Origin of the sequence: Marinobacter sp. SS21 (assembly GCF_028369065.1) — a bacterium.
Lineage (GTDB): Bacteria > Pseudomonadota > Gammaproteobacteria > Pseudomonadales > Oleiphilaceae > Marinobacter.
Genome location: NZ_JAQNDA010000013.1, coordinates 45,180 through 71,448 on the forward strand (window position 1 = coordinate 45,180; position 26,269 = coordinate 71,448).

Below are 26,269 nucleotides of genomic sequence, written 5' to 3' on the forward strand. Positions count from 1 at the left end.
CCCGGTCGCCGCCAGCGTCGGTGCTTTCCGTGTCAGTGCTGGGCTTAGGCACCTGCTGGTGCGCAACGCGAACCGGGCAGCTTGCAGAAAGTGAACGCAGACCCGAGAGTCCCCCCATGATAGTGATTATTCAATCGTACCGTGGGGGGGTGGTCGGGCCTTTTATGGCAAGTTTTGTAGTGAAATTGTGACAACGCTGGCGAGTTTTGTTGGGGAGACGCCTGGCAGGATTCCGCAGGCTGCTTAGCTCTCCGGAAACGCGGTCCACCGCGCCAGCCAGTTGCTGCGGGCCAAGGGGTTGACGGCGCCCTGGAACAGCGCCGACTCGTCGAAGAACTCGCTTTCCGGTGGTGGCGTCGCCCTCATCTGGCGGAGCTGAACCCGGGGCGCGAAGTTCGGCGAGGTCAGGTGGCGGGCGGTGTCATGCAAGGCGCTTTCCAGGCGAACGCTGTTGGCTTGGGCGGGCAAGCGGAGCCACTGGCTTTCATCGAACCCGAGATCGTCGTCACCAGTGCCGGATTCCACCGGGCCACGGCCAAGGTTGCCGGTGTTGGCGAGCAGGTTATTGCTGAAAGTCAGGGCCCGGCTGTTGACCAGGCTATAGGCGTCATCGCGGGTGTCGAGGGCTTCGATGGCGTAGCTGTCGATCAGCATGTTGTGAAAATGTCCCCCTGACCCTTCCCGAATCAGCAAAGCCCGGTGTTGCTTGGCGGCCAGGCCGGCTCCGGCCAGGGTCACGTTGTAGAACACCGGTTCCGAGCGGGGGAGGGCGTGGTGGTCATCGCCGTTGTTGTCGCCCTCAAAGGCATTGTCGCCCACGTCCGGATGCTGCTGGATGACGGCAAACTGAACCCGTCCGCTCCAGCCCCAGTCCCAGTCGATGCTGTCGTCGGCAGCGCCGGATACGACAATATTTTTCAGATCGACGGTACCGCCGAAGAGTTCAATGCCGTCATCCAGGGCGCGATGCACCTGAACGTTGCGGACGATGGTATTGCTGCCGCAGCCGCCCAGGGTCAGGCCATTGAGTTCATTGTCCCGATAGACCTCGAAGCCGGCGAATTCGATACGGGCATACTCGATGACGCCGCAGTTGTCGGTGGGATCGTTGCCACCGAACCGGCCCCGGGCGTCGCCTTCATGCAGGCCCTCGATGGCGGCATTGGGCTGATTGACGGGGGCCTTACCCAGCAGCACCAGGCCGCCCCAGTCCCCCCGCTGCCGCTCGCCTTCCGGCTGGCTGCTGGTGAAGACCACCGGCCGATCGGCCTGGCCGCGGGCGAACAGCTGGCTATCGCGGGTGACGATCAGCGCGGAGCCATTCTCCCCTTCAATGGTGACGCCGGGCTCAATGGTCAGGCTGGCGCCCTCGACAAAGACGGTGTTGGTCAGTATGTAGCGGTTACCGGATTGCCAGACAGTGTCGGTGACGATATCGGAGCCGATGCGGATGGCGCGGTTTTCAAAGGCGGTGAACCCAGCCACCGCGCCGACCGCAACGCACAGGGCGGGCAGGATTACCAGCGAGTTACGGCTCAGCCAGCCTGGTTTTGCCGCGCGGGTTGCGGTGGTGGTGATCCGAACGTGGTCCTGGCTTCTGGCTGTGAGGGGCTGGCCGGTGTCGTTGGCCTGTATTTCACGGACCAGGGCGCACAGTTCCGGGGTGCCCTTGTCGGCCACCCGGCGCAGGACATCGCTGCGGTAGCCCGGCTCCCGTAACAGGGCGTTGAGGTGGACAAATTCGACGCCAGGGCAGGCGCCTTTGTCGATGCGGCGTTTGAGTTGCCAAAGTTTTTCGACCAGTTGGGCTGACATGAGAACGGCTCCAGATAACATGTGTGGCCCGTTCTACCAACCGATGATGACGGTAATGTGACAATGGTCACATAATTGGTCTATGCCGATGACCTGCTGGCCTTCATCAAAATGACATACAGGTTCGGTTAACTTGCGCCCCTACTGTGATGCCGGAAAAAGGGAGATATCCACCTTGAATGATGTTGCTAATTGCCCGGGATCGGCCGTCCCACAGGTGGTCTGGTCGACAGATTGGCTCAGGCTCGTTGCCTACGGTGAGCGCGATGGCTGGGGGGAGTATGCTGCAAACTGGTACGAGGTCGAGCTGGAAGGCGGCGAGGTGCTTTTCAGATCCAGCAGCTATTACGCGGCTCAACATTTCCTGGAAATGCTGACAGAGCCCTATCGGAGGCTGTTGGCGGCCTAGCTTCGTGGGGTTGAGGTTGGGCTGTAACGGTTGACGGGGGAGGGGCGAAGGACCCGAAGGCCCTTCGCCAGGGTTCTGGAAGGTGCGCTACCTGAGTTTCCGGATACTACTCAGGATTCTCAACGTCAGACCCGCTGAGCGCGTCGCCGCGTGAAGGCAAAGCCCATCAGGCCCAGTCCTAGCAGAGCGAGCGTTGCTGGCTCGGAGACCACTGCACTGGTTGCGTACAGGGTGACATGGGACAGCCCGCCGCCTCTGGCGAAGACGTTCAGGAACGACCAATCGCCCGAGGACACGCCATCCTGGAGCGAGTAGACGAACCACTCGTCTGGGTTGTTCCCTGTTCCAAACTTGAACGCAATTGCGCCGGCGTCGTTGTCATCCCAGAAGCTGCTGTCAAAGCTCCAGGTGCCGCTGCCATTGTTCTGCGTAAACATCAGGTTATATGGGTTGGAATCGTCAGATTTACTGGCGGTGGTATAGCCGGCGCCTTCTGCGCTGTTGAGGAACAGATCGTTCGCCGGGTTGCCGGTCAGGTTGCCCACGCCGGATGCCAAACAAGCCGAAACCTGACTGTCGTCGATGGACATGCGATTTCTGGTCGCATCGCCATCATCGTTACAAAGAACCGGTGCCGCAAGTGCGCTTCCTGTATAGATGATGCCCGCCAGCAATCCCGCCAGCGTTGAGGTTATGACTTTTGAGGTTATTCTCATCTCAGTACTCCCATTCCGAGACACTAGGTTGTGGTGCGCAGGTAGTGCGATTGTCGTGCGCAGGTAGGGCGTAGCAGGAACTAAACCAGCAGGCATAAAAACATTGTAAAACAGTGTGAAATCCAGGTGGCGAAGGTATTGGGAATAGAGTGTGTAAATAACATTGACGGTGGGTCAGTCGCGGTCTACGGCGTTTATGGCGTGCGGTGACGGTCAGAGGGGTGTGGTAGACCGATGGTCGGGCGCTTTGATGAACATCGTGAATTAAATGCCTTTATAAAACAATGGCCTATGTATTTTTATGATTGCATCGAATTTACGATCATTTTTGAAACATTGTTAAATATCGGCGGCCGGATTTGCCAAAAAAGCTGACAGCGACTAGACGTTCGCGTCCTGTGACGTCATAACTGCCTGATCTGCTTGGGCGGTACACTGTGCGGGTTCTTTAACAGCCTGCGGAGAATGTTGGCTGGCTGGGGAAGTGCGCGACCGAAAGGAGTGGTGGGCCCAGCTGGGCGTAGCAGGTAACAGCGGAAGCGCAGCTTTCGCCCTGCGAAGCGACAAAAATCTTGGATTTTTGGCTGGAATAGTCCGCTGAGGTTCAGCGCGACTGAAAGGAGTGGTGGGCCCAGCTGGGCGTAGCAGGTAACAGCGGAAGCGCAGCTTTCGCCCTGCGAAGCGACAAAAATCTTGGATTTTTTGGCTGGAATAGTCCGCTGAGGTTCAGCGCGACTGAAAGGAGTGGTGGGCCCAGCTGGACTCGAACCAGCGACCAAGGGATTATGAGTCCCCTGCTCTAACCAACTGAGCTATAGGCCCTTTTAAGACTTGCAAGCGTTTCTCGGGAAAGGAGAAAACGGGCGCCATTATACCGGTGTGGTCTGGCGCCCGCTACTGTTGTGGTGCTTATCCGTTGCCCTGGTCGTCGATAAAGCCGCGCAGGTGGTCGGAGCGGGAAGGGTGGCGCAGTTTGCGCAGGGCCTTGGCCTCGATCTGACGGATACGTTCGCGGGTCACGTCGAACTGTTTGCCGACTTCTTCCAAGGTGTGGTCGGTGTTCATTTCGATGCCGAAGCGCATGCGCAGTACTTTGGATTCACGGGCGGTCAGGCCGGCGAGTACCGAGCGGGTGGCTTCCCGGAGACCTTCAGCAGTGGCGGAGTCCACTGGCGACAGCGCCTGGATGTCCTCGATGAAATCCCCCAGATGGGAGTCTTCGTCGTCGCCGATCGGTGTTTCCATGGAAATCGGTTCCTTGGCGATCTTGAGCACCTTGCGGATCTTGTCTTCCGGCATGTCCATGCGCTCGCCCAGCTCTTCCGGGGTGGGTTCGCGGCCCATCTCCTGTAGCATCTGGCGGGAGATGCGGTTGAGCTTGTTGATGGTCTCGATCATGTGCACCGGGATGCGGATGGTGCGGGCCTGGTCCGCGATGGAGCGGGTGATGGCCTGACGGATCCACCAGGTGGCGTAGGTGGAGAACTTGTAGCCGCGGCGGTACTCGAACTTGTCGACGGCCTTCATCAGGCCGATGTTGCCTTCCTGGATCAGGTCCAGGAACTGCAGGCCGCGGTTGGTGTACTTCTTGGCAATGGAGATAACCAGACGCAGGTTGGCTTCCACCATCTCCTTCTTGGCGCGACGAGCCTTGGCTTCGCCGATGGAAACGCGTCGGTTGATTTCCTTGATGTCCGGGATGTCGAGATCCACCTCGGCCTGGATGTTGGCAATACGTTTCTGCAGGCGAACGATTTCGTCCTGGCGTTCACCCAGATCGGCAGCGTAAGGTTTGCTGCTCTTGGCGAGATCTTGCGCCCAATCCAGGTTGGTTTCGTTGCCGGGGAACCACTTGATGAAGTCCTTGCGCGGCATTTTGCACTCGCGCACGCAGATCTGCATGATGGCCCGCTCGTTCTCACGCACCATTTCGTTGGTGGAGCGGACAACGTTCACCAGTTCGTCGAATGCCTTGTTGCCCAGTTTGAACGGAGCGAACACGTTGCCCAGCTCGTTCAGGGCGTCCTGGGTGGCCTTGTCGGCACGACCCTTCTTGCTCAGCAGGGCCTCGGCGGCGGTCAGTTTTTCCTGAAGAAGTTCAAAGCGCAGCCGGGTTTCTTCCGGATCCGGGCCGTTATCGGTGTCTTCATCGCTGGAATCGTCATCGTCGTCGGTATCGGGTTCCGTCTGGGATTCCTCGCTGGTGTCTTCTCCCATGAACGGCTCGGCATCGTCGGGGTCAAGGTAGCCGGTGACGATGTCACTGATGCGGCCTTCGTTCTCGATGATGCGCTCGTACGCCTGAATCACGGTGCCGGCGGTGCCGGGGAAGTGGGCGACCGCGGCCATAACGTCGCGGATGCCTTCCTCGATCCGCTTGGCGATAACGATCTCGCCCTCACGGGTCAGCAGTTCGACGGTGCCCATTTCCCGCATGTACATGCGGACTGGGTCCGTGGTGCGGCCGGCATCGGTTTCCACAGCGGCCAGGGCGGCCGCGGCTTCGGCGGCGGCGGCTTCGTCGGCGGTGGAATCGCCGTCGGTCATGAGCAGGGTGTCGGCGTCTGGAGCTTCCTCGCAGACCTGGATGCCCATGTCATTAATCATGCGGATAATGTCTTCGACCTGATCCGGGTCGGCAATATCCTCCGGGAGGTGGTCGTTTACCTCGGCGTAAGTCAGGTAACCTTGTTCCTTGCCTCGGGCAATGAGGTCTTTCAAACGTGATTTTTGCGAATTGCCTGACATAGACACCCTATGAACTCGCTGATAAGAGGAAAAAAGTTAAACAGCCATTATAGCTGTCACGTGGTTGCTCTGCCACCGGTTGGTTAGATGGTGATCAACCTGTTAAGTTTCAAGTCCCGTGCTTACTCCTGGGTCTGCTGCGCCAGTTTCTTGAGCTCTTGGCGTTCCTCGTCGCTGAGGTCGGCCAGGCTGCGCTTTTGGGTCAGCAGGGCGGCTAATCGCTGTTTGCGGGCCGCCTCCTGGTTCGGATGGAGCATCTCCCGCGCCAACTCCAGGGTGCGGTCCCTGGAGGGGATGTGCTCGATGCCGTCGAACAGCCGGAAAAACCGGTTGCGGGCGCTGTCGTCCAGTGCCAGTCGACTGATGAGCTGTTTCTGGCTGGCGAGCCGGTGCTCAAGTATCCAGTCGGCAAAGCCGCGGGCCTGATGCAGTTGGCGGTCGCTCCGGCACAGCTCCAGTGTGTCAGCCGCCAATTCTGGGGCTTCCACCAGCGCCAGGCACAGGGCACTGTCTTTGCTAAGGCGAACGTCTATACGCTCTTCCTGGACCCGGGGGCGCCGGTCGCCATAACGGCCGGACTTGAAGTCCCCCGCCCCCCGTGACGCTCTGCCTGGTCCCTGCCAATCCCTGCGGCCGCCGCACAGGCGTAGCATTTCGTGCCACATGGCATCCCGCAGGGTGCTCTTCGGCATTTTGTTCAGCAGCGGCTCAACGCGCGCCCTTAGTTCTCCTCGATGCTCGGGTACAGCCAGGTCGAGTCCTGCCTGCTGGCGATCGAACAGGTAGCGGGACAGCGGCGTCGCGCTATCGATGCGCTGTTGAAAGGCTTCCTGGCCTTCTTTGCGCACCAGTGTGTCTGGGTCCTCGCCATCTGGCAGCATCAGGAACTGCAAGTGCAGGCCATCGGCCAGCAGTTCCAGTGCGTTATCCATGGCCCGGTCAGCGGCGCGGTAACCCGCGGTGTCGCCGTCGAAGCAGAACACCAAATGCCGCGCCTGCCTGAGCAGGGCGCCAAGGCTGTCCTGGTTGGTGGCGGTGCCCAGCGTGGCGACGGCGTAGGGAATGCCGTGCTGCGCCAGCGCAATCACGTCCATGTAGCCTTCCACCACTAACAGTCGGTCGAGCTGGCGAACCGCCTGTTTGGCTTCGAACAGGCCGTAAATCTCCCGGCTCTTGTGAAAGACATCCGACTCCGGAGAGTTGATGTACTTGGCCTTGTCGTCCCCCAGGGTGCGGCCGCCGAACGCGATCGTCTTACCGCGACTGTTGCGGATCGGGAACATAATCCGATGGCGAAACAGGTCCCGCGGTCGGTCGAAACGGTTGGAAACGGTCCCGGTTTCGAGTAGCGGTCCCTGCAATTCCGGGCTTGCGGCGTCAAACAGTGCGGTGCCGGTGCCCGGCGCGTAACCGATCTGATAGCGTTCGATGACGGCGGCATCCAGGCCGCGCTGCCGCAAGTAGTCCCTGGCAAACTGGCCCTGACTGCTTTGCAGGGCATTGCGATATAGCTGGTTGGCGAAGTCCAGCGCATCGGTCAGGGTTCGGGTCTGCTGGATCTCCTGGCGGGCGCTCTGGTCGTAGGGAACCTCCAGGCCGGCGCGCTTGGCCAGTTCCTCGACGGCGTCGGTAAAGCCAAGGCCATCAAATTCCCTGACAAAACTGATGGCGTCGCCGTGGGCGCCACAGCCAAAGCAGTGATAAAACCCCTTGTCCGGGCGAACATTAAACGAAGGTGTCTTCTCATCGTGAAATGGGCAGCGTGCCTTGTAATTGCTGCCGGCCTTCTTGAGCGTAATCCTCGACCCGATAAGCTCCGCCAGATCGATTCGGTCCAGCAGGTCTTCGACAAAGCGTTGAGGGATCAGACCGCTCATGGAAGCTCCGGTTGTGCAGGGGGCTCTGGTAACGACTCACCATAGCCAAAAATGCCGCCGAAGCCAGGCCCCGGCGGCATTTTTGTGGTAACCAGCATTCACGGGGAATGCGGCGACCCTAGGCTTGCAGGCAAACGAGTTCTGTACGGCTCAGTACAGGCGCTCGAACTTGCGCTGTTCCCGCTGCAGCTTCTTGAGATGACGCTTGACGGCGGCGGCGGCTTTGCGCTTGCGAACGGAGGTCGGCTTCTCGTAGTGCTCGCGACGACGAACTTCCGACAGGACACCCGCTTTCTCGCAGGAACGCTTAAAGCGACGCAGGGCTACGTCAAACGGCTCATTCTCTTTCACTTTAACAGCTGGCATTCGAAAATCACCTACCTAATAAGTTCGGTTTCAGTTTTGGAAGATGTGCAGACAGGTCTACTTGTACCCGTTTGCGGTACACAGCGACTCGGTGCTCGCCAGCCTTGTGCTGCACGTCTTCAATGATAACGCCTGGTGAAATTGGATAAAACTCGACCAGTGCGAGATTAGGGGCGGCAATAATAGCGCTTTGTGCTGGCGTGGGTCAATGGTTGGTTAAGTATTGTGCCGGAGGGGATCGGAAATCTGCTAGACTTCGGCATCGAAATTCACCCCCTTCAAGAGGCCTCCTGACTATGTTGGTGCTCGGCATCGAAACCTCCTGTGATGAAACCGGTGTGGCGTTGTACGACAGTACGCGGGGCTTGCTGTCGCACGCATTGTTCAGTCAGGTGGACCTGCACGCCGATTATGGCGGCGTGGTGCCCGAGCTGGCGTCCCGTGACCATGTTCGCAAGCTGTTGCCATTGTGTGATGAGGTCCTGGCCGCTGCCGGCAAGCAGCGCAGCGATCTCGAAGGCATCGCCTATACCGCCGGTCCCGGGCTGGTGGGCGCGCTGATGGTGGGTGGTTCGGTGGCCCACGCACTGGGGTTCGCACTGGGGATTCCGGTGTTGGGGGTGCATCACATGGAGGGCCACCTGTTGGCGCCGATGCTGGAACACAGTCCGCCAGCGTTTCCCTTCGTGGCGCTGCTGGTGTCGGGAGGCCACACTCAGCTGGTGCAGGTGGATGGCATCGGGCAGTACCGGTTGCTGGGCGAATCGGTGGATGACGCTGCCGGCGAGGCCTTTGACAAGGCCGCCAAGATGCTGGGGCTGGACTATCCCGGTGGTCCCAGGGTAGCGGCGTTGGCGCAGCAAGGCCGGGATGGAATTTACCGGTTCCCGCGGCCGATGACCGATCGGCCCGGGCTCGAGTTCAGCTTCAGTGGCCTTAAGACCTACACCCTCAACACCGTGGCGGCGGCCGAGCAGGATGGCGTGCTCGATGACCAGGTCCGGGCCGACATTGCCCGGGCGTTTGAGGCGGCGGTGGTGGATACCCTGGTGATCAAGTGCCGCCGGGCGCTTGAGCAGACCGGCTGCAAGCGACTGGTGATGGCGGGCGGGGTCAGTGCCAACCGGCGGCTGCGGGAATCGCTGGAAACCAAGGTGGGACAGCTTGGCGGCAGTGTCTACTACGCCCGCCCGGAATTCTGCACCGACAATGGTGCGATGATTGCGTACGCCGGTTGCCAGCGGTTGCTGGCTGGGCAGCAGGACGGGGAACGTATCGTAGCGGTGCCCCGTTGGCCAATGGATACCCTGCCGTCACTGTCGGAGCCGCGGACGAACGGCTTGGCGGATTAGATTGACGGGACGCTAGAACCTGGATTCCCGTCCTTGCGCCAGCCGGATCAGGTTGTTGCGGTGACGCACCACGATCAGCAGTGCCAGCAGCCCGAACAGCGGCAGTGTCTCTGGCTCCAGTACGGCACTCACCAGCGGGCCGCAGCCAATGGCGACGACGGAGGCCAGGGCCGAGATGCGCCATCGCCACATCATCATTCCCCAGATGGCACTGATCACCAGTGTGGTCACCGGCGCCAGCGCCAGTCCTCCGCCGAGGGCGGTTGCCACACCCTTGCCGCCCTGGAAGCGGTAGAACAGCGGCACCATGTGCCCGGTTACCGCGCACAGCGCCACCATCGCCTGGGCAAAGACCGACAACTCCGCCCAGATGGCCAGCCAAACCGGAAACCAGCCTTTCAGGGCATCCAGAACCAGCGTGGCCAGGGCCGGTGGCCAGCCGCCGGTGCGGTATACGTTGGTGGCGCCGGGATTGCCGGAGCCCTGGGCCCTTGGGTCTGGCAGCTTCCACAGCCGGCATACCGGAATCGCAAAGAGCACCGAGCCGGTCAGGTAGGCCAGCAGGCAAAGCAGTACCGTCAAGACAGGATCGTTCAAGGGCAGCATGGGCAAAGACGTGGACCCGGCATTTGTGCGAAAATCCCACCGCGTAACCGGTGAGGGTGAATGCCCTACAGTATAGGCGGGGACCTGGTCATTCAATTAGCGAACGGTCGGAGATCCGAAGTCGAACGTTTGCATGCAATCAGAGGTAGTTCGAAGGTGACGGATTCGGTGTTGATCGAGGGCCTGGCCGTTGAGACTGTGATCGGTGTCTATGACTGGGAGCGGGAAATCACCCAGCGACTGCTGATCGATCTGGAGCTGGCCTGGGACAATGCGGTACCGGCAGCCCAGGATGATGTTGCCCTGGCGTTGGATTATGCCGCCGTCAGCGAGCGGGTTTGCGGCTACCTTCAGAAGCGCCAGCCGCAACTGCTGGAAACGGCGGCGGAAGGGCTGGCTGCCTGTCTGCAGCGGGAGTTCGGCGTGCGTTGGTTGCAGCTGACGATTCGCAAGCCCGGCGCGGTGCCCCAGGCCCAGTCGGTGGGCGTCAGGATTGAACGGGGGCAACGCCAGTGAGCGAGCCGGTGGCGGTCTACCTGAGCATCGGCAGCAACATCGACCGCGAGCATTATGTCTGCGCCGCGCTGGACGCGCTGGCGGATCGCTTTGGTGAACTCAACATCTCCTCGGTGTACGAGAGTGAGGCGGTGGGGTTTGACGGCGAGCCGTTCCTGAACCTGGTGGTGGGTATCCAGACCGCTATGCCGGTGGCGCAGCTGTCCCGGAATCTCAAACAGATCGAGTCGGATAACGGCCGCCGGCGCAATGTTGCCCGGTTCAGTCCGCGCACCCTGGATCTGGACATCCTGACCTACGGCGATAGTGCCGGCTGTATTGACGGGGTCGAACTGCCGCGGGGCGAAATCCTGAAAAATGCCTTCGTGCTTCAGCCGTTGGCTGAGGTGGCCCCCGCCGACAGGCATCCGCTGACGGGCCAGAGCTATGGCGCACTCTGGCGTGCCTACCGCAGTGACCAGAAACTCTGGGTTGTGCCGTTCCGCTGGCGTGGACGGGTGGTTTCGCCGCGTGCCAACGCAACGCCGTCAATACCGCCGGGTCAGTGACCGTTGTGGTGACGGTTGCGGAATAGCTCAATCAGGCCAGCGGTGGAACTGTCCGACACCTCGCCATCCGCCGTTTTGCCCAGCAGGCGCTGCAGAATATCCTCACCAAGCTGCTTGCCCAGTTCCACTCCCCACTGATCGAACGAATCCACGTCCCAGATCACGCCCTGCACATAGGTTTTGTGCTCGTACAGGGCGATCAGCGCGCCGACGGTTCGGGGGGTTGCCCGTTCAAACAGCAGCGTGTTGCTGGGCTTGTTGCCGGGAATCACCTTGTGGCGAGCGAGCCGCTCCACGTCGGCGGGTGATCGTCCCTGGGCTTCGAGCTCGGCGCGCGCCTCCGCTTCGGTCTTTCCTTGCATGAGGGCCTGGGTTTGACTGAGGCAGTTGGCGAACAGGATCGCGTGGTGATTGGCTACCGGGTTGTGGGTCCGTAACGGAATGATGAAATCCGCTGGCGACAGGCAGGTGCCCTGGTGCAGCAACTGGTGGTAGGCGTGCTGGCCGTTGGCGCCGGCGCCGCCCCAGATGATGGGGCCGGTCTGGTAATCCACCGGGTCACCGGCGTTGGTCACGCACTTGCCGTTACTTTCCATGTCAAGCTGCTGCAGGTGCGCTGGCAGGCCGCGCAGGTAGTGGTCATAAGGCAGGATGGCGTGGGCGTCGGCGCCCCAGAAGTTGTTGTACCAGACGCCAAGCAGGGCCAGAATCACCGGCAGGTTCTGCTCCAGTGGCGCTTCGCGGAAATGGCGATCCATGGCATAGGCGCCCGCCAGCAGGGCGCGGAAATTCTCCATGCCGATGGTCAGTGCCGTGGGCAGGCCGATCGCGGACCACAGGGAATAGCGGCCGCCGACCCAATCCCACATCGGAAAGATGTTTTGCTCGGCGATGCCAAAATCGATGGCGGCCTGGGGTTTCGCGGTCACCGCGACGAAGTGTTTGCCAATCTGGTCTTCGCTGCCGCCGTTGTGCAGGAACCATTCCCTGGCCACTTTGGTGTTCTCCAGGGTTTCCTGGGTGTGGAACGATTTCGATTGGATCAGGAAGAGCGTGGTTTCGGGATTGATGTGCCGCAGCACCTCGGTGATGTGACTGCCATCGATATTGGCCACGTAATGGCAGTTGATCTGGCCGTGCCAATAGGGTTTGAGCGCGGCGGATACCAGTTTGGGACCAAGGAACGATCCGCCGATGCCGATGCTGACGACGTCGGTAAACGGCTTGTTGGAAAAGCCGCGCCATTGGGTGCTGCGCACCCGCCAGACGAACTCTTCCATGCGAGCCAGGGTGTCCCGCACTTCCGGCATGATGTCGCGACCATCCACCTGAACCGCTTCGTCACTCTGGCTGCGTAGGGCGACATGAAGCGCAGGCCGCTGTTCGCTGGTGTTTACCGCCTCACCCTGGAACATGGCTTCGATGCGTTCCGGCACCCGGCAACGTCGGGCCAGGTCCATCAGCAGCGTCATCGACTCCTGGGTAATCAGGTTCTTGGAATAGTCGAGGGAGAGGCCGGCCGCCTCACTGAAAAAGTGCCGGAAGCGCTGCGGATCCTTGGTGAACAGTTCCCGCATGTGGGTGTGCTGCAGGCCGCTCTGGTGGTCAACCAGGGCCTGCCACTCGTCAAGCTGGGTGAGGCGCTTGCCGGCCTTTGCCATAACAGATTCCTTTCAACGATGGGGCTAACGGCTGATGGAGATGTTGTCGATCAAACGGGTACTGCCCAGAAAGGCGGCGGCCAGGATGGTCAGGTCGCTGTCGGAAGCCAGCGCCGGTTTCAGGGTGAGGCTGTTGACGATGTTGACGTATTCCGGCCGGAAGCCGGAAGCCTGCAACTGACCGCAGGCGGCCTGTTCCAGCTCGGCGAGTTGTTTCGGGTGACTTTCCTGCAGCCGTTCTGCGGTGTCGCGCAGTACCCGGTAAAGCGCGCTGGCATGCTGGCGCTCCTCACTGGACAGATAGCCGTTGCGGGAGCTCAGGGCCAGGCCGTCTTCATCGCGGACGGTCGGTGCACCGATGATCTCTACCGGCAGGCACAGATCCCGGGTCAGCTTGCGAATGACCGCCAGTTGTTGGAAGTCTTTCTCGCCAAACACCGCGATATCCGGTTGCACCATGTTGAACAGCATGGTGACGACGGTGGCCACGCCCTCGAAGTGGCCCGGGCGGCCGGCACCGCAGTGGCCTTCGCTGACGCCCGGAACCACCACTTGCGTCTGGTTTGCCAGCCCCTCCGGGTAGATCTCGCTGACCGGTGGCGCGAACACCAGGGTGTTGCCGGCCTGCTCCAGGCGCTCCTGATCGGCCTTGAGGGTGCGCGGGTAGCTGTCTAGGTCCTCGTGGGCACCGAATTGCATCGGATTGACGAAGATGCTGGTCACCACCACATCGGCAGCCTCCAGCGCCCGCTGGACCAGTGCGATGTGACCGTCGTGGAGGTTGCCCATGGTGGGGACCAGGCCAATGCGTTTACCCTGCTCCCGAAAGTTGTGCAGGATGGTCCGGAGTTCTTTGAGTTTGTGTACGGTTCTCATGCCTGGAACGTGTGCTCCTCGCCGGGAAATTCGCGTTGCCGAACGGCCTGGACGTAGGCCGCCAGGGCACCTTGGATTGAGTCGGCTTCCGCCAGAAAGTTTTTGACAAACCGTGGCCGTCGGCCTGGGGTGATGCCCAGCATGTCGTGCACCACCAGTACCTGACCGTCGGTGTCGGCGCCGGCGCCGATGCCGATGACCGGCGCCTTGACCGCCTGGGTGATTCGGGCGGCCAGCGGTGCTGGCACGCACTCCAGCAGGATCGCATCCGCACCGGCTTTTTCGAGCTGGCAGGCGTGTTCAATCATCAGTTCCGCCTGCTGATCGTCGCGTCCCTGGACTTTATAGCCGCCAAACTTGTTGACGAACTGCGGCGTCAGCCCCAGATGGGCGCAGACCGGAATGCCGCGGTCGCTGAGGGCGGTGATGGTGTCTGCCATCCAGTCGGTGCCCTCGAGTTTGACCATGTGGGCCCCGGCGCGCATCAGTTCGGCGGCGTTGTCCAGGGCTGCCGCCGTGGTGCCGTAGGACATGAACGGCATGTCGGCCATGATCAGCGAGCCGGTGTTGCCCTTGGCCACGGCGCGTACGTGGTAGACCATGTCCGCCATGGTGACCGGGAGCGTGCTGTCGTTGCCTTGCAGGACCATCCCCAGCGAATCGCCGATCAGAATTACGTCAACGCCGGCTTCACTGACGATCTGTGCGAAGGTGGCATCGTAGGAAGTCAGAACGGCAAACGCCTCGCCCTTCTGCTTGTAGTCTCGCAGGGTGTTGATGGTAACAGCCATAAAATCCTTGCCTTCTTCAGGAATGGATCGGGATGGGAGTCGGAGGACTGCCGACATGCTCAGAGGATAAGGGTAATCTTGCTCTGAACGCTAGGCAAGGCTCCCTAGGCGTTTGGTGGCGCCGGTTCTGGCTCCAGGCGACGCAGCCGGTTGTCTGGGCAATGGCGCCGCAGGTCCGCCAATCGGCGGCCGTCGGGCAACGCCAGTTCCGGATTGAGGTCGAGCAGGGGTTGCAGGGCAAAATCCCGGTTGACCAGCTCCGGGTGCGGTACCTGGAGTCGCTCCAGATCCATTTGCTCATCGCCATACAGTAGCAGATCAAGATCCAGCGTACGGGGGCCCCAGTGCTGGGTGCGCTCGCGACCATGGTTGTGCTCGATGGCCTGGAGCTCGTCCAGTAGCGCCAGGGCCGGCAATCGGGTTTCCAGTTCCACCGCACCGTTGATGAAGTCAGGCTGGTCCTGGGGGCCGACTGGCGCGCTTCGGTAAAAGGGCGACTGGGCGAGCAATCGGCTGCGGGGCAGGGCCGCCAGGGCCGCCACCGCGGTTGCCAGTTGTTGCAGCGGGTCCGCCAGGTTGCTGCCCAGGCCGATGTAGGCGCGAACGATCATGAGGCCCGGTTTCGGTGGCTGCTGCGGCGCCGGCGCCGCGGCTTGGGGCCGGTGCTCGCCAGTTCACTCAGCAAGCGCTCGCGACCGCGAGTATCGGCGGCCTGGAAGTCGGTCCACCACTGCCCGAGGCCGGGCTCGGTGTCGCCGGAGGCCTCCCGGACCAGCAGGAAGTCATAGGCGGCACGAAAGCGGGGATGCTCCATGGTCGCCAGCGCGCGCTTGCCCTGGCGCCGGGGCAGACGCAACTGCAACTCCCAGATTTCCTTCATCGGGCCGGAGAAGCGTTTGGGGATCGAGGTGGCCTGTACCTGCCGGCCAATGACCTTGGCAGCTGCCTGGTGGAAGGCGGGTTGCAACGGTTCGCCTTGGTCCTGGCGGCGTTGCCATTCGGCCTGCAGCGCGGGCCAGAGCATGGCGGCAAACAGGAAGTAGGGGGTCACCGACTTGCCCTGGCGAATGCGGGCGTCGGTGTTGCGCAGGGCCTGGCGAATCAATTCGTCGGGCTGGCCTTCCTGGGTTGCCTTGGCGGTCTGCGGGAACAGTGGTGCCAACAGACCATAGCGGGTCAGTAAATCGTAGGTCGCTTCACCGTGCCCGGCCGAAAATAGTTTCAGCACCTCATCGAACAGTCGGGCAGAGGGGATGTGATCCAGCAGCTCGGCCAGCTGGGTGATGGGAGCCTCGGTCGCCGGTTCGATCTCAAAGTCGAGTTTGGCGGCGAAGCGTATCGCCCGCAGCATGCGCACCGGGTCTTCCCGGTAACGGGTTTCCGGGTCGCCGATCAGGCGCAGCTGGCGCTGCTTCAGATCGTCGATGCCGCCGGCGAAATCAATGACCGTGAAATCCCGTATGCAGTAATAGAGCGCGTTGATGGTGAAATCGCGGCGCAGGGCGTCTTCTTCCTGGTTGCCGTAGACATTGTCCCGCAGCAGCAGGCCGTGTTCACTGGTCTTGCGTTGGGTATCGCTGCTGTCGTCATTATCCAGGGCATTGCCGCGGAACGTGGTGACCTCGATGACTTCACGGCCAAAGAGCACGTGGACGATGCGAAAGCGGCGGCCGATCAGCCGGGAGTTGCGGAACAGGTTGTGCACCTCCTCCGGCGTGGCGTTGGTGGCGATGTCAAAGTCTTTGGGTTTGCCATCGAGCAGGATGTCGCGGACGCCGCCGCCCACCAGATAGGCCTCGTACCCCGCCTTGTTCAGCCGGTGCAGTACCTTTTTGGCGGGCTCGCTGATCATGGAGCGGGACACATTGTGCTCGTCTCGGGGGATTTCCCGCCGCTCCAGCCGCTGTGTTTTCTTCTTGCCGTTTCCGAGTAGCCGGGAAACGTTCTGTTTGAGTTTTGTCAGCATTGAATTCCGTGATGCGCTTAGCGAAAACGAGAGTTTACCGGTTTGAGCGAGATTTGCACACGGGGAGGGGCGTGGGGCTGGTAATTAAGTGGATCTGAAGGTGTGAGTGGGGCTGATAATTAAAAGGCGGGACCGCTTTCGCGATCCCGCCCTAGAAGCAATGACGATCTGCATGTTGTTTTTGTTTTTGCCGGGCTTCTTTTTTATGTTCTTGCCCCTTGCATGCCCCAGATGTGGGGCCAATCAAGGCAAACGGAACGCTTTGAATACACAGAGCGGACAGTAACTTATTGCGAGATTGGAGCAGATATAGCGGCGCCTAACGGACGATTCTTCTCTACACCTACAACTCACACAAGCCATGGGTCCACTAAAAAGCAAAGCACCCAAAACACTCAGTTCGCTTACGTTCTATTCTTGTTTTTGTTACCGAACGTTCCGTGCAGCTATTTGTTTTTGTTTTGGCGCCGCATCATCACAATTGTTTTTGTTGTCGTGCGCACTAATGGTTGCACTGCCTGTGCCAGTTTTTCAAAAGCCTTTGTTAACAGTAAGTTAATAAAATTAAACTTTGGAAGGGGGTGAATTATTAGACTAAAGTGTTACTCGGGGCGGGTTTTTTATACCTGCGGGTGTTTCGTGCGGTAACACCGGGTAACACTGTCGGTGTCAGTTGGTTTTTTTGCGCGGAATGCCCAGGCGCTGACGCCGTTCCCACAGCGATTTGCGACTGATGCCGAGCTTTTGTGCCAACTCGGTTTCGCTCATACGATCTTGATTTTCAAGAACAAAATGTTGGAAATAGTCTTCCAGGGAAAGGTCGTTACCGTTGTCGGCTTCTTGGGGTTTGGTGGGCTCGTTGTTGCCCTCAACCAGGCTCTGAGGAATATTGACATCGTCACCCTCCATCTCCAGATCCAGCATCGCCGGGGTGATGACATCGCCCTCACAGAGAATGCAGGCCCGCTCGATGGCATTCTCCAGCTCCCTGACATTGCCGGGCCAGCGGTGCCGCTGCAGCGCTCGCATGGCCTCTGGGCTGAGGTTGAGATTGGGGTTGCCCATTTTCTCACTTTGCCGTTTCAGGAACTTGCTGGCCAGGCCGAGAATGTCTCCCAAGCGGTCCCGCAACGGCGGAATCCGGATCTGCATGACGTTGAGTCGGTAGTACAGATCCTCCCTGAACTCGCCGGTACGGGTCATCGCCTTGAGGTTGCGGTGGGTGGCGGCGATCATCCGGACATCCACCTGACGGCTCTGGGTGGAGCCTACCTTGCGGATTTCTCCCTCCTGCAGCACCCGCAACAGCCGGGCCTGGGCTTCGGGCGGAAGCTCGCCAATCTCGTCGAGAAACAGGCTGCCACTGTCTGCCGCTTCGATCAGGCCGGTGCGGGCCGAGACGGCGCCGGTGAAGGCGCCTTTCTCATGACCGAACAGCTCTGATTCGATCAGGCTTTCAGGAATCGCTGCGCAGTTTACTGAAATCAATGGCCGGGCGGCACGGGGGCTGAGTAAATGCAGGGCCCTCGCCGCCAGTTCCTTGCCGGTGCCCGATTCGCCATTTACCAGAACGGTGGTCTCGGTTGGCGCGACCTTGCGGATGAGGTGGAATACCTGACGCATGGCGTCGCATTCGCCGTACATGATGTTGGATGGATCGGAGGCGTTTGCTGCGGTCGCTTCGGGGCTGGTGGGAGCGGCCTCGTCGTTGGCGTCGCGTTGCTGCAAGATCGTCTCCACCGCAGCCAGCATTTCGTCGTGGTCGAAGGGCTTGGCGATGTATTCGACTGCGCCAAGCTTCATCGAATCCACCGCGGATCGCAGGCTGGCGTAACTGGTCATGATCAGAACCGGAGTGTTGGGCGCCCGGTTGATCAGTTCGGTGCCCGGCGCGCCGGGAAGGCGGAGGTCGGAGATGATCAGGTCAAACTGTTGCAGGTCCTGTTCCCGCTCTGCGTCATCCACGGAGCCAGCATCGGCAACGTCATAGCCGGCGTGCAGGAGCAACTTGCGCAACGCTGAGCGGATGATCTCTTCGTCTTCAACAATCAGGATGCGGGGCATATCAGTTTAGAGACCTTTCGTTCTGGCTGTGTGGGCGTTCCTGGTCGTCACCTTCGTAGGCGGGCAGTCGGAGTCGGACGCAGGTGCCGCGCCCGGTCTCAGGCCCCGCCGGGCTCTCGACCTGAATGTTGCCGTAATGTTCTTCCACGATGCTGTAGACGAGGGACAGACCCAGCCCGGTGCCCTGGTTGGGACCCTTGGTGGTGTAAAACGGCTCGAAAATATGGTCTAGCTGATCAGCGGGAATGCCGGAGCCTTCATCGATGACCTCGATAATAGCGGAGTAACCTTCACGGTTTCCACTGATGCGAATTAGCCCGCCCTCGGGCGAGGCGTCGCGGGCATTGGCCAGTAAGTTGACGAACACCTGCACCAGGCGTTGCTCGTCGCCCAACACCACCAGATCCGTCGGGCACTGATTCTGGTAACGAATGCCCCGGCCCTGGTCGCTCAGTGACAGCAGGTTGATGGACTCGTCCACGCAGCGGTGGATCTCCGCCGGCTCGTAGCGGTTGGCCTGGGCGTGGTTGCCGGTGCGGGCGAAGTTCATCAGCGACTGCAGGATGGTCGAGATGCGCCGGGTCTGTTGTTGGATCTGTTCTGCGGTGTGCAGGATGTCCGCATCGTCTGTTTCCAGCTTGAGGTTCTGGGCCAGCGACGAGATGCCGGTGATGGGGTTGCCTACTTCGTGGGCCACGCCGGCAGCGAGCCGGCCCACGGAGGCCAGCCGTTCACTGTGCATCAGCTCGTCCTCCAGCAGGCGGGTTTCGGTCTGGTCTTCAACCAGGATGATGCTGCCGCCTTCCGGATGGTCGGGGCCGCTCAGTGCTGCCTTGTGCAGGTTGAGCCAATGGGGTCGGCCCCGCAGGTCCAATCGGTGTTTGTAGCGGTGCAGGTCCTGGCCACTGACGAAATCATCCAGCAGTGTGTACCAGTGGTCGGGCAATGCCAGCAACCGGCCGCCCACCACATCGTCGGCGGCAATGCCGGTCAATTGCGCCATGGCGTGATTCCACATCAGGATCTCGCCGTCATCGCCCACCGAGCAGGCGGGAATGGGTAGATTCTGCAGAGTCTGACGGTAATGGCGGCGGAGATTGTCCAGCTCTGCGGCGAGCCCGGTAAGCTGGCTCTGGTAGCTGCCGAGGGCCCGTTCCATGTAATGGATGTCCTGGGCGCTGTCGTCGCCGGCCAGCGGTTTGAAACTGAGGTGGCGCTTGACGATATCCCGGGCGACCGTGGGGCCCATCAAGCCGGACAGGTTCACTTCAATCTGGTCCCGCAAGCGGCGCAGCTGGTAGGGCCGGTATTCCGCGGCGGGCAGTTTGAGCTGATCGAGGGCTCGCTCTACTTCCCGGTGGGCAACCTCCTCGCCCAGTGGCGCTGACAACTGCTCGACGAATTCGGCGGATGACGTCGCCAGCAATTCCCGGCGTTGGGGGCGGGACAACGCGCCCCAGGAACAGGCCTGGGCCGCACTGACTTCCTCCGCGCTGGGTTTGCTGATCAGTGAAACCAGGGCAAACACCGTCACATTTAGGCTCAGGCTCAGGAATACGAAGATGTGCCAGTTCTGTTGGTCGGGAATCAGCGGGGCTTCGATGGCGGCCAGCGGGTTTGCGACATTGGAGAACGGCAGCACCAAGGTCACCACCCACACCGTGACACCGGTGACCAGTCCGGCGTTTAGGCCGCGGCGGTTCCCTTCCGGCCAATAGATGACCCCCAGCGCCCCGGGCAGTAATTGCAGAACACCGGACAGTGCCAGCACCCCCAGGATGATCAGATCCAGCTTAGCCCCCAGCCTATCGTGGAACAGCAGCGCGGTGAGGATGATGAGGGTAATCAATACCCGTTTGATCCAACGCAGCCATCGATAGATGTCGCCACGGTCCTGGGGGGTGTGCAGCGGTAAGACAACGTGGTTGAGCAGCATGCCGGCCAGGGCCAGGGTGCTGACGATCATCAGTCCGCTGGCGGCGCTGAGGCCAGCCACGTACATCAGCAGCACCAGCGCGGGGCTGTCCAGCGCCTGGCTGACCCCGATGACCAGGTAGCTGGCAGGGGTGCTGGCACCCAGCTCCATGCCGCCCCAAAAGATAATAGGCACCGGCAGAGCCAGCAGTAACAGATACAGTGGCAGGCCCCAGCTGGCGCTGGAGAGGGCGCGGGCGCTGGGGTTTTCGCTGAATATCATATGGTACATGTGGGGCAGGACCAGCGCGCCAGCAAAGGACATCAGCATCAGAGTGCGCCAATTACCGTCATGGATCCCTAGCTCCATGGCGCCGGCGCGGGCCTTATGGGCCGCTAGCCAGTCCTCCAGTCCGTTCAGGCCGCCAAAAACGGAAAACAGCACCACCCCGCCGAGCACCAGCATGGCCCCGAGTTTGACGAAGGAATCGAAGGCGATCGCCACCACCAGGCCGCGATGGCTCTCCGAGCCCTGGTCCCGCTGGGCGCCGAACAGAACCGCAAACAACACGACGATCAGGCTGAACAGAATGCTGGTCAGGTGCGGCTCGGCATCCGGGGCCAACAGGTTGGCGGAATCGGTCACTGCCTTGATCTGCATGCTCAGCAACGACAGGATCGCGATACCCGAACATAGGGTGGCGAGCGTGCCAGCCAGCTGGCTGCGGTAGCGGAAGGCAAACAGATCCGCCAGGGAGGTGAGCTGGTAGGCGCGCACAATGCGTAACACCGGGGTGAGCAGCACCGGCGCCAGCAGGAATGCGCCGCTGATTCCCAGGTAGTAGGCCAGGAAGCCGTAGCCGGTTTCATCGGCAACCACCAGCGCGCCATAGACCGCCCAGATGCCCGCGTACACGCCAAGGCTCAATGTGTAGATCAGTGGATGCTGGACCCAGGCGCGGGGTATAACGCCGCGTTCGGTCAGGTGGGCAACGCCGAACAGCAAAAGCAGGTAGAGAAAACTGTAGGTTAGCAGGGCGGAAAGGCTAAAGCTCATTGGGATTGCGCCGCCATTCAAGCCAGAAGGCCAATGCGATCAGGACGCCCCAGAGCAAGAACGGGGTGTACCAGGCATTACCAGGGGCGATCCACCAGTCGAGGATGTTGGGCGAAAAAATGTAAATCGCCAACACCAGCAGGAAGACCAGGCGGTAGATATACATCTGATGATCGGTTCCTGAACGAATTCTTGAGCTGAGTTTATAACATGACAGCCCTGTTGCTGTCAGTGCTCGGGCGGGTCGTTCTCGCGTTGAGGGCGGAGTGGGACGCGCTCGCGGCGCCAATGAGTGCAAGCCCAGTCAAGCACCCTGCCGGGCTCGCCCTGGCTGAGGTGGGCGGGTGGTTGCTGTCCCAGCGCCTTGAGTGCCCGGAACAGATTGAGGCCGGCGTGGTCGTTGTTCAGTGCCGGCGCGTGGGTTTGTTTGCTCAGTTTCTGACCCTGTTCGTTGAGGATCACGGGTATGTGCAGCCAGCGTGGGTAAGTCGCTGAAAAAGAGCGGAAAATCTGTTGCTGCTGGCCGGTGGTGTCGAGCAGGTCGGAGCCCCGTACGATGTGGCTGATGCCCTGGTCGATGTCGTCCAGCACCACGGCCAGTTGGTAGGCGAAGAATCCCTCCTTGCGCAGAATCACCGGATCGTCCACTTCGGCTCTCACCGCCAGGGTCTGGGGGCCCAGTAACTGGTCGTCCCAATGGGCAATGTCGTCGTTCAGCGCAAAGCGAATTGCCTGGCCGGGCGTCGGATGGGCGAGGCGCCGTTCGTGGCAGGCCGCGGTATGGTGCCCACCCAGGGCGCGCAGCTCTTTGCGGGAGCAGGCGCAGCCATAGGCGTGGCCGCGGGAGAGCAACTGATCAATGGCACTCTGGTAGGCTTCGGAGCGTTGGGACTGGAAGCGAACCGGTTCGTCCGGTCGCAGTTGGTGAGCCTCCAGCGATGCCAGGATCTGATCGGTGGCGGTACTGGATTCCCTAAGCGGATCCAGGTCTTCGATACGCACCAGCCAGGTGCCCTGGTGTTGTCGTGCTTCCAGGTAGCTGGCAAGTGCGGTGACCAGGGAACCAAAATGTAGGGGGCCGGTGGGCGACGGCGCAAAGCGGCCGCGGTAAGCAAGGGGCGGCATAGTGCGGCGGGCGCCAGTGGTGGCGCCCTTGGCTCCGTGGCGGCTCAGATGCCGGTTTGGCGCTCGCGAATCTCCGCCAGGGTCTTGCAGTCGATGCACAGGGTTGCGGTTGGGCGGGCCTCCAGGCGACGAATGCCGATTTCCACGCCACACTGATCGCAAAAGCCGTAATCGTCCTTGTCAATGCGATCAATGGTCTGATCAATCTTCTTGATCAGTTTGCGTTCGCGGTCCCGGGTCCGCAGCTCCAGGCTGAACTCTTCTTCCTGAGTCGCTCGGTCGCTGGGGTCGGCGTAGTTTGCCGCGTCCTCTTGCATGTGGTGCATAGTGCGATCGACTTCTTCCATCAATTCCTGCTTCCACTGCAGCAGCAGGTTGCGGAAGTGCTCGAGCATGTCGGCACTCATGTACTCTTCACCCTTTTTCATTTCATAGGGGGTGAAGTTGGTAAAATTCTCACGTGATTTTTCAGCGGTGTTTGCCATGTAACCCGGCCTCTTTTTTGTACTTCACAAGGACACTCCGTTATCCATTGCCCGGAATGTCAATCCTGATACGGGAATTTGCGGAAAATACCAGATAAGCATCTGAGGCGCCAGCTTTGCTATCGCGATCCGTGCATTGGCGATATCCCGCGGCTGCCGTATCATGCAGGCCCATCGCAGCCTCTATCTTCAGGCATCCATTTCGGAGAATAGCATGCATTTCCCATCACCGTTGATCGAGGGACGGTTGATCAAACGCTACAAGCGCTTCCTGGCCGACGTCGAACTGAGCAATGGCACGGTGGTGACCGCCCACTGCCCCAATACCGGCTCCATGCTGGGTTGCAAGCCCGATCATGCCCGGGTTTGGTTAACGGCCAATGACAATCCCAAACGCAAGTTGCGGTACACCTGGGAGCTGGTGGAAACCGCGCCTGGGCAACTGGCCTGCATCAATACCGGGCGGCCGAATGAGCAGGTCCGCACCGCGATCGAGTCCGGTCGGGTGGCAGAGTTGGCAGGGTATGCGGTGTGTCGCGGGGAGGTCAGGTATGGCGCAGAGAACAGTCGGATCGATCTGCATCTGTCAGGGCATGCGACGGCTGCGGATGCCTGGGTGGAGGTCAAGAACGTCACCCTGTGCGAAGACGGCAAGGGCTACTTCCCCGACGCGGTCACTACCCGGGGCCAGAAACACTTGCGGGAATTGATGGGGCAGGCGGCACTGGGTCAGCGGGCGGTGCTGTTTTTCTGCGTGAACCACACCGGCATCAGCTCGGTGGCGCCCGCGACCCACATCGACCCGGACTACAGTGCCCTGCTGAGTGAAGCCGTCGCCCGCGGCGTGGAAGTCATCGCCTATCAGGCAGAGCTGGGCCACCCGGACGAAGTCACCGGCAGGCTCTCCTTGATCCGGCCGCTACCGGTCAGGCTGGCACCCTGACCAGAACCTCTCCGTCCTGCTCCCGGGTGTTCAACACCGTGAGGGCGTCGCCCTGGCAGGGCCCTACAATGCACTGGCCCTGGTCGATGGTAAACAGCGCACCATGGGTGGCGCACTGGATAAAGCTTTGATTCGCATCCAGGAAACGGCCCGGCATCCAGTTCAATTCGATACCCAGGTGGGGGCAGCGATTCACGAACGCGGTGAGCTTGCCCTGGTGGGCGAGAACAAAGCCGGGCGTCTCGTTCACCGTAAACTCGATGACCTGGCTGTGCGCCAGTTCTTCCCTTCGGCAAACCACTTGCCACGATGCTGAGCTGTTCATTTGCCGGTGTTGTACCTCATCCGGGTGCCATGGTTCAGTGACATGACGATTTCATCGGCCTGCAGCTCCAGCGGAAAATAGCAACCGGAAATCTTGGCCCCCGCGATACTGGCGCCTTCCAGCCGACAGCCGCTGAAGTCAATGCCGCGCAGATCGGCGCCCCGGAAATAGGCGTCACTGAAATCCAGCCCCGCCGCCGCCATGCCCCGCAGATCGAGTCCGCGAAAGTCGCAGCGGGCAAAGCTGGGAAGCTCGCCGGCCTCTGCCTTGGCTCGGTTGAAGGCTTCGACGTTTTCATTGCGCAGGATCTGGTACAGCGGGTCGTCGAGTTGACGGATCGAATCTGCATCCATGTTGGGCTCCGTTGTGTGTCGTCAGCACCCCCGCCAGGCGGGGGTCTCCCAAGTGTAGGTCAGGGTGGCGTCAGTGTGCCGGCTATTCTGCGCTGTGGTCAGTTGGATGGCAGGCCCAGATGCTGGCGGATACGGCCAGCCAAGGCTTCGCCGACATGCTCCTGCTCGGTGTGAATGTGGACGGTATGGGTTTTCTCGTCCTGGGTCAGCGGCTCAAGCCAGGTTTGCTGAGCGTCAAGCAGTTCCTCGGTGGCTTCCGAGGCATCACCGGTACGTTTGCGAATCCAGTCCCGGCGCAGTGCCTCCGGCGCCTCGCAGTGCAGCAGTGCGAAGGGCACGCTGTGGGCTTCGGCCACTTCGGCAATCAGGGTCCGCTCCTGCTCTTTCAGACAGGCGGCATCGACGATCACCGGCAACCCGGCTTCCAGCAGCATGGCGGCCAGCTCGGCCAGGCGCTGGTAGGTGTTGGCATTGGCTTCCGGTGTGTAGAGCTCGCTGCCCACCGAGGAATGGCTTTGGTCGAGAGGGCGTAGGCCGAACAGCCGTTTGCGTTCGACATCGGAACGCAATCGGATCAGCCCGAGTTCGCCGGCCATGGCGGCGCTGACACAGGTCTTGCCGCTGGCGGACAGGCCGGTGGTTGCCAGCAGGTAGTGGTTGGGAATGTCGCCATAGCTCTCCGCCAGGTTGGCGTAATCCCGATACCGTTGCATCAGGCCTTCCAGCTCGGTCTCGGTGAGCGATGGGTTGCCCCGGGTAAACAGGGCGATCTTCGCCCGCACCAGGGCACGGTAAGTCTTGTACAGCGGCAGCAGCGCCAGCGCCTCGAAATCCCCGCGGTACTCCAGGTAGGTGTTGAGCACCAGATTGGCCAGGTTGTATTCGCGTCGGGATTCCAGATCCATCAACAAGAACGCCAGGTCGTTGATCACATCGATCCAGCGGAACGGCTCGTTGAACTCAATGCCATCGAAGACCGTCACCTGGTCGTTAAAGACGGTGATGTTGGCCAGGTGCAAGTCGCCGTGACACTCACGCACATAGCCGTCGCGATGGCGCAGGCCAACCTGCTCCTTGTGGCGCTCGAAGGTCGTGCGGGTCCAGTCCTCCAGGTTGTCCAGCTGACTCAGCAGAGCTTGGTCCGACAACAGCGGGCGGATCTGATCGAAGTTCTCCTGCATGGCGGCATAGACTGCCTCTGGCGTGCCCAGGGCCTTGCCGGCGGGGACCGGGGGCAGGGTGTCGTGGAATTCCGCGACCTGGCGCGCCAGGCTGGTGAGCAGCGACGGCGCCAGGTTGCCTTGTTCCTGGCGGACATCAAACAGCGCGTCCTGGTCAAATTGCCGCATACGGATGGCGTACTCGATCGCTTCACCGCTGCCGCCAAGGCTGGGCTCATCCGGACTGCCGGTGATGGGCAGCACCTCCAGGTACAGATCCCTGGCCAGACGCCGGTTCAGGCGCAGCTCTTCCTCACAGAACTGCCGGCGCCGCTCCAGGGTGGAAAAATCGAGGAAGCCGAAGTCCATCGGCTTTTTGATCTTATAGGCGTAGTCCCCCGTGAGGATGACCCAGGAAATGTGCGTTTCGAGCACCCGAAAATCGGTGACGGTATGGTCATACAGCGCCGGGTTCTGTAGCGCCCGGATCAGGTTGTCGGTAGTTGCGTCGCTCACGGCTACTCCTTGCAGCGTTGTTTCTTTTTGTCGCTGCTTATCATAGCGGGCACATTACAGAAATAACACAGAGCTGACCT

At 61.0% G+C, this 26,269-nt stretch carries 23 protein-coding genes and 1 tRNA gene; 4 read left to right on the plus strand and 20 right to left on the minus strand.

Translation table 11 applies throughout. From position 1 onward, the window contains the following. Window positions 1-243: 243 nt before the first annotated feature. The 6 genes from N6L25_RS15650 to rpsU form a co-directional block, all read right to left on the minus strand. The gene (locus N6L25_RS15650; RefSeq protein WP_271982102.1) at window positions 244-1,815 is read right to left on the minus strand and encodes a hypothetical protein; all 1,572 of its coding nucleotides are present in this window, start codon (window positions 1,813-1,815) and stop codon (window positions 244-246) included. 534 nt (window positions 1,816-2,349) lie between these two features. Continuing rightward, the gene (locus tag N6L25_RS15655) at window positions 2,350-2,940 is read right to left on the minus strand and encodes a PEP-CTERM sorting domain-containing protein (RefSeq protein ID WP_271982104.1); all 591 of its coding nucleotides are present in this window, start codon (window positions 2,938-2,940) and stop codon (window positions 2,350-2,352) included. A gap of 745 nt (window positions 2,941-3,685) precedes the next feature. After that, window positions 3,686-3,762, minus strand: a tRNA-Ile gene (locus N6L25_RS15660). A gap of 87 nt (window positions 3,763-3,849) precedes the next feature. Next, window positions 3,850-5,688 (minus strand): RNA polymerase sigma factor RpoD, encoded by a 1,839-nt coding sequence (gene rpoD, locus N6L25_RS15665; protein ID WP_271982106.1) that lies wholly within the window; start codon window positions 5,686-5,688, stop codon window positions 3,850-3,852. 122 nt (window positions 5,689-5,810) lie between these two features. Then, window positions 5,811-7,565 carry a DNA primase gene (gene dnaG / locus N6L25_RS15670; protein WP_271982108.1) on the minus strand — a complete coding sequence of 585 codons (1,755 nt, stop codon included), beginning with the start codon at window positions 7,563-7,565 and terminating at the stop codon, window positions 5,811-5,813. Between the two features lie 150 nt (window positions 7,566-7,715). Then, window positions 7,716-7,931, minus strand: a complete 216-nt coding sequence (rpsU, locus tag N6L25_RS15675) for a 30S ribosomal protein S21 (protein WP_072794797.1) — start codon at window positions 7,929-7,931, stop codon at window positions 7,716-7,718. Between the two features lie 296 nt (window positions 7,932-8,227). Between rpsU and tsaD the strand changes: the two genes are divergently transcribed. Further along, entirely contained in the window at window positions 8,228-9,283 is a 1,056-nt protein-coding gene (gene tsaD, locus N6L25_RS15680; RefSeq protein WP_271982114.1) for a tRNA (adenosine(37)-N6)-threonylcarbamoyltransferase complex transferase subunit TsaD, read from the plus strand. A gap of 12 nt (window positions 9,284-9,295) precedes the next feature. On the opposite strand, the gene plsY is transcribed toward tsaD, so the two are convergent. Next, the gene (gene plsY, locus N6L25_RS15685; RefSeq protein WP_271982117.1) at window positions 9,296-9,889 is read right to left on the minus strand and encodes a glycerol-3-phosphate 1-O-acyltransferase PlsY; all 594 of its coding nucleotides are present in this window, start codon (window positions 9,887-9,889) and stop codon (window positions 9,296-9,298) included. A gap of 156 nt (window positions 9,890-10,045) precedes the next feature. On the opposite strand from plsY, the gene folB reads away from it, so the two are divergent. Together folB and folK (N6L25_RS15695) are read left to right on the plus strand one after the other, a co-directional pair. After that, on the plus strand, window positions 10,046-10,405 hold the full coding sequence (folB, locus tag N6L25_RS15690; protein ID WP_271982120.1) for a dihydroneopterin aldolase: 360 nt from the start codon (window positions 10,046-10,048) through the stop codon (window positions 10,403-10,405). After that, a complete protein-coding gene (gene folK / locus N6L25_RS15695) occupies window positions 10,402-10,953 on the plus strand; it encodes a 2-amino-4-hydroxy-6-hydroxymethyldihydropteridine diphosphokinase (RefSeq protein WP_271982122.1) in 552 nt (183 codons plus the stop codon). Before folB ends, folK (N6L25_RS15695) begins: the two co-directional genes overlap by 4 nt. On the opposite strand, the gene pgi is transcribed toward folK (N6L25_RS15695), so the two are convergent. The 10 genes from pgi to dksA all read right to left on the minus strand — a co-directional run bounded on the left by pgi (window position 10,947) and on the right by dksA (window position 22,892). After that, window positions 10,947-12,614 carry a glucose-6-phosphate isomerase gene (gene pgi, locus N6L25_RS15700; RefSeq protein ID WP_271982124.1) on the minus strand — a complete coding sequence of 556 codons (1,668 nt, stop codon included), beginning with the start codon at window positions 12,612-12,614 and terminating at the stop codon, window positions 10,947-10,949. The genes folK (N6L25_RS15695) and pgi overlap by 7 nt on opposite strands. Window positions 12,615-12,638: 24 nt before the next feature. Then, the gene (panC, locus tag N6L25_RS15705) at window positions 12,639-13,490 is read right to left on the minus strand and encodes a pantoate--beta-alanine ligase (RefSeq protein ID WP_271982126.1); all 852 of its coding nucleotides are present in this window, start codon (window positions 13,488-13,490) and stop codon (window positions 12,639-12,641) included. Next, window positions 13,487-14,281 (minus strand): 3-methyl-2-oxobutanoate hydroxymethyltransferase, encoded by a 795-nt coding sequence (gene panB, locus N6L25_RS15710; protein WP_271982128.1) that lies wholly within the window; start codon window positions 14,279-14,281, stop codon window positions 13,487-13,489. The genes panC and panB overlap by 4 nt, the downstream gene beginning before the upstream one ends. A 104-nt stretch (window positions 14,282-14,385) precedes the next feature. Further along, complete coding sequence (gene folK / locus N6L25_RS15715) at window positions 14,386-14,892, minus strand: 2-amino-4-hydroxy-6-hydroxymethyldihydropteridine diphosphokinase (protein WP_271982131.1); 507 nt, start codon at window positions 14,890-14,892, stop codon at window positions 14,386-14,388. After that, window positions 14,889-16,247 carry a polynucleotide adenylyltransferase PcnB gene (gene pcnB, locus N6L25_RS15720; protein WP_271982133.1) on the minus strand — a complete coding sequence of 453 codons (1,359 nt, stop codon included), beginning with the start codon at window positions 16,245-16,247 and terminating at the stop codon, window positions 14,889-14,891. The genes folK (N6L25_RS15715) and pcnB overlap by 4 nt, the downstream gene beginning before the upstream one ends. A 669-nt stretch (window positions 16,248-16,916) precedes the next feature. Then, window positions 16,917-18,311, minus strand: coding sequence for a sigma-54-dependent transcriptional regulator (locus tag N6L25_RS15725; RefSeq protein WP_271982136.1), 1,395 nt, complete (start codon window positions 18,309-18,311; stop codon window positions 16,917-16,919). A gap of 1 nt (window position 18,312) precedes the next feature. Then, window positions 18,313-21,282, minus strand: a complete 2,970-nt coding sequence (locus N6L25_RS15730) for an ATP-binding protein (RefSeq protein ID WP_271982139.1) — start codon at window positions 21,280-21,282, stop codon at window positions 18,313-18,315. After that, a complete protein-coding gene (locus N6L25_RS15735) occupies window positions 21,272-21,448 on the minus strand; it encodes a hypothetical protein (RefSeq protein WP_271982141.1) in 177 nt (58 codons plus the stop codon). The genes N6L25_RS15730 and N6L25_RS15735 overlap by 11 nt, the downstream gene beginning before the upstream one ends. A 62-nt stretch (window positions 21,449-21,510) precedes the next feature. Continuing rightward, window positions 21,511-22,407: a tRNA glutamyl-Q(34) synthetase GluQRS gene (gene gluQRS / locus N6L25_RS15740; RefSeq protein WP_271982144.1), complete on the minus strand. Its 897-nt coding sequence runs from the start codon at window positions 22,405-22,407 to the stop codon at window positions 21,511-21,513. 44 nt (window positions 22,408-22,451) lie between these two features. Continuing rightward, window positions 22,452-22,892, minus strand: coding sequence for an RNA polymerase-binding protein DksA (gene dksA, locus N6L25_RS15745; protein ID WP_271982145.1), 441 nt, complete (start codon window positions 22,890-22,892; stop codon window positions 22,452-22,454). A gap of 214 nt (window positions 22,893-23,106) precedes the next feature. On the opposite strand from dksA, the gene sfsA reads away from it, so the two are divergent. Continuing rightward, a complete protein-coding gene (gene sfsA / locus N6L25_RS15750) occupies window positions 23,107-23,835 on the plus strand; it encodes a DNA/RNA nuclease SfsA (protein WP_271982148.1) in 729 nt (242 codons plus the stop codon). On the opposite strand, the gene N6L25_RS15755 is transcribed toward sfsA, so the two are convergent. The 3 genes from N6L25_RS15755 to N6L25_RS15765 form a co-directional block, all read right to left on the minus strand. After that, window positions 23,819-24,160 carry a Rieske (2Fe-2S) protein gene (locus tag N6L25_RS15755; RefSeq protein WP_271982150.1) on the minus strand — a complete coding sequence of 114 codons (342 nt, stop codon included), beginning with the start codon at window positions 24,158-24,160 and terminating at the stop codon, window positions 23,819-23,821. The genes sfsA and N6L25_RS15755 overlap by 17 nt on opposite strands. After that, complete coding sequence (locus N6L25_RS15760; RefSeq protein ID WP_271982152.1) at window positions 24,157-24,513, minus strand: pentapeptide repeat-containing protein; 357 nt, start codon at window positions 24,511-24,513, stop codon at window positions 24,157-24,159. The genes N6L25_RS15755 and N6L25_RS15760 overlap by 4 nt, the downstream gene beginning before the upstream one ends. Window positions 24,514-24,611: 98 nt before the next feature. Next, window positions 24,612-26,189, minus strand: coding sequence for a bifunctional aminoglycoside phosphotransferase/ATP-binding protein (locus N6L25_RS15765; RefSeq protein ID WP_271982154.1), 1,578 nt, complete (start codon window positions 26,187-26,189; stop codon window positions 24,612-24,614). Window positions 26,190-26,269: the final 80 nt, after the last annotated feature.

What these genes read in the sequence shown, in the direction of transcription:
- N6L25_RS15650 (WP_271982102.1), bottom strand. Translation starts at nt 1,815, where the DNA reads ATGTCAGCCCAACTGGTCGAAAAACTTTGGCAACTCAAACGCCGCATC.
- N6L25_RS15655 (WP_271982104.1), bottom strand. Translation starts at nt 2,940, where the DNA reads ATGAGAATAACCTCAAAAGTCATAACCTCAACGCTGGCGGGATTGCTG.
- rpoD (WP_271982106.1), bottom strand. Translation starts at nt 5,688, where the DNA reads ATGTCAGGCAATTCGCAAAAATCACGTTTGAAAGACCTCATTGCCCGA.
- dnaG (WP_271982108.1), bottom strand. Translation starts at nt 7,565, where the DNA reads ATGAGCGGTCTGATCCCTCAACGCTTTGTCGAAGACCTGCTGGACCGA.
- rpsU (WP_072794797.1), bottom strand. Translation starts at nt 7,931, where the DNA reads ATGCCAGCTGTTAAAGTGAAAGAGAATGAGCCGTTTGACGTAGCCCTG.
- tsaD (WP_271982114.1), top strand. Translation starts at nt 8,228, where the DNA reads ATGTTGGTGCTCGGCATCGAAACCTCCTGTGATGAAACCGGTGTGGCG.
- plsY (WP_271982117.1), bottom strand. Translation starts at nt 9,889, where the DNA reads ATGCTGCCCTTGAACGATCCTGTCTTGACGGTACTGCTTTGCCTGCTG.
- pgi (WP_271982124.1), bottom strand. Translation starts at nt 12,614, where the DNA reads ATGGCAAAGGCCGGCAAGCGCCTCACCCAGCTTGACGAGTGGCAGGCC.
- panC (WP_271982126.1), bottom strand. Translation starts at nt 13,490, where the DNA reads ATGAGAACCGTACACAAACTCAAAGAACTCCGGACCATCCTGCACAAC.
- panB (WP_271982128.1), bottom strand. Translation starts at nt 14,281, where the DNA reads ATGGCTGTTACCATCAACACCCTGCGAGACTACAAGCAGAAGGGCGAG.
- folK (WP_271982131.1), bottom strand. Translation starts at nt 14,892, where the DNA reads ATGATCGTTCGCGCCTACATCGGCCTGGGCAGCAACCTGGCGGACCCG.
- pcnB (WP_271982133.1), bottom strand. Translation starts at nt 16,247, where the DNA reads ATGCTGACAAAACTCAAACAGAACGTTTCCCGGCTACTCGGAAACGGC.
- N6L25_RS15725 (WP_271982136.1), bottom strand. Translation starts at nt 18,311, where the DNA reads ATGCCCCGCATCCTGATTGTTGAAGACGAAGAGATCATCCGCTCAGCG.
- N6L25_RS15730 (WP_271982139.1), bottom strand. Translation starts at nt 21,282, where the DNA reads ATGAGCTTTAGCCTTTCCGCCCTGCTAACCTACAGTTTTCTCTACCTG.
- N6L25_RS15735 (WP_271982141.1), bottom strand. Translation starts at nt 21,448, where the DNA reads ATGTATATCTACCGCCTGGTCTTCCTGCTGGTGTTGGCGATTTACATT.
- gluQRS (WP_271982144.1), bottom strand. Translation starts at nt 22,407, where the DNA reads ATGCCGCCCCTTGCTTACCGCGGCCGCTTTGCGCCGTCGCCCACCGGC.
- dksA (WP_271982145.1), bottom strand. Translation starts at nt 22,892, where the DNA reads ATGGCAAACACCGCTGAAAAATCACGTGAGAATTTTACCAACTTCACC.
- sfsA (WP_271982148.1), top strand. Translation starts at nt 23,107, where the DNA reads ATGCATTTCCCATCACCGTTGATCGAGGGACGGTTGATCAAACGCTAC.
- N6L25_RS15755 (WP_271982150.1), bottom strand. Translation starts at nt 24,160, where the DNA reads ATGAACAGCTCAGCATCGTGGCAAGTGGTTTGCCGAAGGGAAGAACTG.
- N6L25_RS15760 (WP_271982152.1), bottom strand. Translation starts at nt 24,513, where the DNA reads ATGGATGCAGATTCGATCCGTCAACTCGACGACCCGCTGTACCAGATC.